Source organism: Protofrankia sp. Cr1, assembly GCF_963555865.1.
GTDB lineage: Bacteria > Actinomycetota > Actinomycetes > Frankiales > Frankiaceae > Protofrankia.
Genome location: NZ_CAUVXO010000220.1, coordinates 2458 through 8459 on the forward strand (window position 1 = coordinate 2458; position 6002 = coordinate 8459).

Below are 6002 nucleotides of genomic sequence, written 5' to 3' on the forward strand. Positions count from 1 at the left end.
GCACGACTACCAATCGATGAAGGAGGCGCGTGTGGGCCACGCTCCAACGACGCTGGTCGTGGTCGGGGCCGGCGGCCACGGCCGGGAACTGATCGATGTCGTCGAAGCCGTCAACGCGGTCTGCCCGACCTACGAGCTGCTCGGGGTACTTGACGACAACGAACCCGACCCGGACAGGCTGCGCCGACGCGGGGTGCGCCATCTGGGCCCGGTGCGGCTCCTCGCCGAGATCGATGCGGCCTATGTCATCGGCGTCGGCGCGCCCGCCGTACGCCGAGCCGTCGACTCGATGGCAACCAACTGGAGACGCCGGGCGGCCACGCTGGTGCACCCTCGGGCCGTCATCGGGCGGGACGTGCTTCTAGGCCCAGGCAGTGTGGTCTGCGCGCTGGCAAGCATCACCACGAACGTGCGGACCGGCCGGCACGTCCATCTGAACATCGGAGCAACCGTCGCGCACGACTGCCAGCTCGGAAACTACGTCACCCTGTCTCCGGGCGCGCATGTCAGTGGCACGGTGACGCTCGAGGACGACGTGACGATCGGCACCGGCGCGACGGTGATTCAGGGACTGACCGTCGGAATCGGTACGACGGTCGGGGCCGGCGCAGCCGTGGTCCGTAGCCTTCCAGCCGGAGTGGTCGCGGTCGGTGTACCCGCCCGTCCGCGGGCAGCGGTCATCGCGCAGCAGAACCCCGCGGACTCGTGATCCGTGTCGACCGCGAACCCCAGCTACTACTCCAGGTAGTCGCGCAGCTTCTGCGACCGGGACGGATGGCGCAGCTTCGACAGTGTCTTCGACTCGATCTGCCGGATGCGCTCGCGGGTGACCCCGAACTCCCGGCCGACCTCCTCCAGCGTGCGCGGGTGGCCGTCGGTCAACCCGAACCGCAGCTGGATGACTTTCTTCTCCCGGTCGGAGAGGGTGTGCAGAACCGAGTCGAGCTGCTCCTGCAGCAGGATGAAGCTGGCCGCGTCCACCGGCACGACCGCGTCGCAGTCCTCGATGAAGTCACCGAGGTGAGAGTCTTCCTCCTCACCGATCGGGGTCTCCAGCGACACCGGCTCCTGGGAGACCTTGAGGATCTCGCGTACCTTGTCGGGCGTGAGATCCATCTCCTTGGCGATCTCCTCCGGGCTCGGTTCGCGACCGAGGTCCTGCAGGAGCTGCCGCTGGATGCGGATCAACTTGTTGATCGTCTCGACCATGTGCACCGGAATGCGGATGGTGCGTGCCTGGTCGGCGATGGCACGGGTGATTGCCTGGCGGATCCACCAGGTGGCGTAGGTGGAGAACTTGTAGCCCTTGGTGTAGTCGAACTTCTCCACAGCGCGGATCAGACCGAGGTTGCCCTCCTGGATGAGATCCAGGAACAGCATGCCGCGGCCCACGTAGCGCTTGGCGATCGACACCACAAGCCGCAGGTTCGCCTCGACCAGCTTACGCTTGGCAATCTGCCCGTCACGCTCAATCGCCTCGAGGTCACGGCGCATCTGCGGAGAGGTCTTGCGGGTTGCCGCCGCGAGCTTCTCGGAGGCGAACAGGCCGGCCTCGATCCGCTTGGCGAGGTCGACCTCCTCCTCCGCGGTCAGCAGCGGAACCTTGCCGATCTCCTTGAGATACATGCGGACCGGATCGGAGGTCGGCGCTTTGAGCGCCAGCTCCTCCTCCTCACGGCGACGCCGGGCGAGCAGGTCGGCCTCGTCGGCGTCCTCCCCACCCGCCTCGAGAATCTCGATGCCCTCGTCGTTGAGGACCTGCAGGACGGCGTCGGTCTGCTCCGGTGGCAGCTCGGCCGCCTGCAGTGCGACCGTGACGTCCTCGGTGGTGAGGAAACCGATCTCCTTGCCCCTGGTGATGAGGTCCTTGACCTCGTCCACCTGGGCCTCGCGCGGTAGGACGGCTGGACTGCTCATGGGCGGAATCTCGTCACTTCCTTCTCGGGATCGACCCAGGTTACGCGGCACCCAGGCCCCGTTCCCGGAGCTGGCGCTTGTGCTGTTCCAAGGCGATCAGCTCACCATATGCGCGCTTGAACGTCTCGGCGTCGGTCACGGGGTTGAGCCGCTGCACACGCGACTTCACCTCCGTGATACGACGGGTCACATGCAACTCCTGTATACGTGACATCTGCTCATCGACATACCTGTCGTCGACATCGTGGTCGCAGAACACGGCTTCGACGGCAAGCCCGGTGACGAACCGCCGCAGCTCGTCGTCGCCGGCTGCCGTGGCCACCATGCCAACCCAGCCAGGGACATCACCGGCCGCGGACAAGCCCGCGCATACGCCACCTGCCGTAACGACGGCCATACGGACAGCACGGTGCGCGGGAACTGTGAACAGCTCGGCCGGCAACGTGTCGAACGCCGGGCCGGCCAATCCGGGATACTGGAGCGCAACCTTGAGCACCTCCCGTTCGACTGCCACAGCTGCGTCGTCCGCAGTGCCCTCGCGCGGCCGCAACCGCGCCGGGCGGGCGGGCGCGGAGCCACCACCGGACGCGTCACCACCGCCACCGCGTACGGAGTGCTCTGCGACCCGCCGCACCACAAACTCTTCATCCAGAAAACCGAGCCAGTTGTCAAGGTTAACCGCATAACGGTGTCGCAGGCCCCGGTCTTTCAGCCTGTTAATCAGCGGCGCGACCGCGTCCAGCGCCGCCAGCCGTCCCTCGGTCGTGTCGAGGTTGAACTCGGCCAGTTTCCCCCGGATCGCGAACTCCACCAGCGGGACGCGCGCGGCGACGAGATCGCGAACCGCCTCGTCGCCGCGGGCCAGCCGCAGGTCGCACGGGTCCAGCCCGGACGGTTCGACTGCCACGAAGGTCTGGGTGACGAACCGCTCCTCGAACTCGAAGGCACGAATGGCGGCCTTGCGGCCGGCCTCGTCGCCATCGAAGGTGAACACGACCTCACCGCGGTGCTCGCTCTGATCCATCAGCAGGCGCCGCAATACGGTCACGTGCTCGCTGCCGAACGCGGTACCGCAGGAGGCGACCGCGGTCGGGACGCCGGCGAGATGACAGGCCATCACGTCGGTGTAACCCTCGACGACCACGACCTGATACCGCCGGGCGATCTCCCGCCGGGCGAGGTCGGCACCGTAGAGCAGGCTGGCCTTCTTGAACAACGGGGTCTCGGGGGTGTTGAGGTACTTGGGTCCGGGATCGTCGGCGGCGAGCCGACGGGCGCCGAAGCCGACGACATCCCCGGCGAGGTCACGAATCGGCCATACCAGCCTCCGATGGAACCGATCGATGAGGCTCCCGCGACTGCTTTGTTTGGCCAAGCCGCCGAGGACGAGCTCCGCGGCGGTGAAGTGCCGGCCCATCAGGTGACGGGTCAGGGTGTCCCAACCTGCCGGCGCATAGCCGACGCTGAACCGCGACACCGCGTGCTGGTCGAAGCCCCGGGCCGTGAGAAAATCCCAGCCTTCGCGGGCGTCGGCTGCGCTCAGCCGTTCGGCGTAGAACTCGGCCGCCACGCGGTGAGCGTCAAGGAGCCGCTGGCGCTGGCTGGTGACCACACGGCTGGTCACCCCGCCACCTTCGTAGCTCAGGGTGATCCCGGCACGACGGGCGAGTCGTTCCACCGCCTCCGGGAACGACAGCGCGTCGATGGCCCGGACGAATGCGATCACGTCGCCACCGACACCGCAACCGAAGCAGTGGTAGGCGCCGACCTGCGGACGGACGTTGAACGACGGGGACTTCTCGTCATGGAACGGGCACAGACCGCGCAGCTGACCGCTGCTGACGGGACGCAGCTGTACATAGTCGCCGATGATGTCCGCGATCGGCGAACGGTCACGCACGGCGGCAACATCTGCGTCGCGGATGCGTCCGGCCATACGTCCCTCCCTGCATCCCGGGCGGGGTGTCGACGGGCCGGGGTCACACCGGGGTCCGCTGCCCCTGCACTGATGCCCTCGGCCTGCCACCGCCCCCGCGGGTCCGCCCTTTCCCCCGTGATGGTACTTGTCAACGGCGCCAAGGTGCCGATCTTCTGACCGACCGGCCACCGTCGATGACTCGGAACGTTCGGCCTCCGGCGATGCGACAGAACCACGATCGCATCGCCTTCGGCCCTGACCCGGAGCGTTCGGCCTCCGGCGATGCGACAGAACCACGATCGCATCGCCTTCGGCCCTGACCCGGAGCGTTCGGCCTCCGGCGATGCGACAGAACCACGATCGCATCGCCTTCGGCCCGCTAGAGGGCGACCGGCCAGGGGCGCCCGGTCAGCTGCGCGTGCCGCCGGCCGGCGCTCGCGTCGGTGAGGCGGGCGACCTGGTCGACGGCGACCCGCAGACGGGCCGCGTCATCGCAGGCGGCCAGCCAGGCCGGGCGCAGCAGGGGGTCGAGCGCCTGCGGTGCCCGCACGAGGAGCAGCGCGAGAAGCTCGGCGATGACCTCACGCTGGCGGCGCTGCCGGACGTGCGCGTCGCGGCGGTCCATGACGAACCGGGCCGTCACCCCTTTGAGCAGGCAGCACTCGGCAACCGTCGCGGCGGGCACCACGAGGTCGGCGTGGTAGCGCCGCAGCGGACGATCGCCGTACGCCTGCCGGGTGGCCGCGACCGCGGCGACGCACAGCCGCGCGATCAGCTCGCTGGTCATGGCCCGCACGGCGCGCAGCGCGCTCGGCGTCGGCACCGGCCCCGCGACCCACCACGGCTGCCGCCGCAACCGGTCCAACGCCTCGTCAAGCGCGCTCTGCGACGCCGCCGGATAGCGGTCCGCGGTCGAGGCCACGAGATCGGCCCGCGCTCCGGAGTCCGCCAGCCGGCCCAGGTCGATCAGGCCGGCGACGACGCCGTCCTCCAGGTCGTGCGCGCTGTACGCCACATCGTCGGCCCAGTCCATCAGCTGCGCCTCCATACACCGTCGACCGGCCGGCGCGCCGTCGCGAACCCAGGTGAAAATCGCCATGTCGTCGGCGTAGACGCCGAACTTCGGCGTGTCGTCCCGCTTGGGCCAGGGGTACTTCAGCGACGCGTCCAGGGTGGCCCGGGTGAGGTTCAGACCGGCCTCCCGGCCGTGGACATCCACGATCTTGACCTCAAGACGGGTCAGCTCACGCAGGCTCTGGGCGTTTCCCTCGAACCCCCCGCAGTCGCGGGCAGCCGCGTCCAGGGCGGCCTCGCCGTTGTGACCGAACGGAGGGTGTCCGATGTCATGCGCCAGGCAGGCGGCGTCGACCAGGTCCGGATCGGCGCCCAGCGAACGGGCCAGGCCCCGGCCGACCTGAGCGGTCTCCAGGGAATGGGTGAGCCGGGTACGCGGGAAGTCGTCGTCGAACGGACCGACGACCTGCGTCTTGCCGGCCAACCGGCGTAGTGCGCTGGAGTGCAGGACACGCGCGCGGTCCCGCTCGAACCACGTTCGATCGTCGGGTGTACTCTTCTGTCGCTCCTCGCCCCAACGGACCACGTCGGACGCTTCGTACCACTCGCCGGCCACGGCGCCGAGCGTATAGGCGCGATTTCCATACGTCCGAGGTGCGAAGCGGCGATACTTTGTGGTCAGCCGTCCCAACTTCGGCCCGGAGGCCCGCCGTGGACAAGATCGTCAAATACGGTCTCATCGCGTTCGTCATCTTCTTCGTTGTCACCGCACCTGAAAGTGCGGCAAACATCATCAACCGGGCCATTGACGGTCTGCACTCCGCTGGCAGCGGCTTCTCCAACTTCGTGACCGACACGGTCCTGTGAGGAGACGCGAGCTGTCGGTGCAATCCCGGCGACGGCGGTGGCCTTGGTGAGACTCCGGATCCCTGACCCCGCAGCCAGGGACGACAAGTACCTCGCCACTCGCGAACGACTGGTCATCATGGTCCGGATGCACTGGGCCGTTCTGCTGCCTGTCTTCCTTCAGACACTGGGCTCCATCGTGCTCGCGGTCCTACTCACGATCCTGCTCAGCGGGCTGAACCTCGGCAACTTCGTTGCCGCCCTCCCCTGGTGGTTCGCACTCTTCATGCTCTTTCGGATGCTGTGG

Annotated in this window: 5 protein-coding genes and 1 pseudogene; 3 read left to right on the forward strand and 3 right to left on the reverse strand. The window is 68.2% G+C overall.

Features of this window, described 5'->3' with window-relative positions:
* The first annotated feature begins 16 nt into the window (after positions 1–16).
* Entirely contained in the window at positions 17–709 is a 693-nt protein-coding gene (locus U9980_RS16730) for an acetyltransferase (protein WP_416210299.1), read from the forward strand.
* Between the two features lie 26 nt (positions 710–735).
* Here U9980_RS16730 and U9980_RS16735 read toward each other — a convergent pair whose 3' ends face one another.
* The 3 genes from U9980_RS16735 to U9980_RS16745 all read right to left on the reverse strand — a co-directional run bounded on the left by U9980_RS16735 (position 736) and on the right by U9980_RS16745 (position 5465).
* Entirely contained in the window at positions 736–1917 is a 1182-nt protein-coding gene (locus tag U9980_RS16735; protein WP_322759318.1) for an RNA polymerase sigma factor, read from the reverse strand.
* Positions 1918–1957: 40 nt separating this feature from the next.
* Complete coding sequence (gene dnaG / locus U9980_RS16740) at positions 1958–3853, reverse strand: DNA primase (protein ID WP_322750237.1); 1896 nt, start codon at positions 3851–3853, stop codon at positions 1958–1960.
* Positions 3854–4214: 361 nt separating this feature from the next.
* The gene (locus tag U9980_RS16745) at positions 4215–5465 is read right to left on the reverse strand and encodes a deoxyguanosinetriphosphate triphosphohydrolase (protein ID WP_322768771.1); all 1251 of its coding nucleotides are present in this window, start codon (positions 5463–5465) and stop codon (positions 4215–4217) included.
* A 95-nt stretch (positions 5466–5560) separates the two neighbouring features.
* Here U9980_RS16745 and U9980_RS16750 point away from each other — a divergent pair, with 95 nt between their 5' ends.
* Both U9980_RS16750 and U9980_RS16755 read left to right on the forward strand, forming a co-directional pair.
* Complete coding sequence (locus tag U9980_RS16750) at positions 5561–5716, forward strand: hypothetical protein (RefSeq protein WP_322750235.1); 156 nt, start codon at positions 5561–5563, stop codon at positions 5714–5716.
* A 46-nt stretch (positions 5717–5762) separates the two neighbouring features.
* Positions 5763–6002, forward strand: a pseudogene (locus tag U9980_RS16755) (PH domain-containing protein); the annotation flags it as partial.

What these genes read in the sequence shown, in the direction of transcription:
- U9980_RS16730 (WP_416210299.1), top strand. Translation starts at nt 17, where the DNA reads ATGAAGGAGGCGCGTGTGGGCCACGCTCCAACGACGCTGGTCGTGGTC.
- U9980_RS16735 (WP_322759318.1), bottom strand. Translation starts at nt 1,917, where the DNA reads ATGAGCAGTCCAGCCGTCCTACCGCGCGAGGCCCAGGTGGACGAGGTC.
- dnaG (WP_322750237.1), bottom strand. Translation starts at nt 3,853, where the DNA reads ATGGCCGGACGCATCCGCGACGCAGATGTTGCCGCCGTGCGTGACCGT.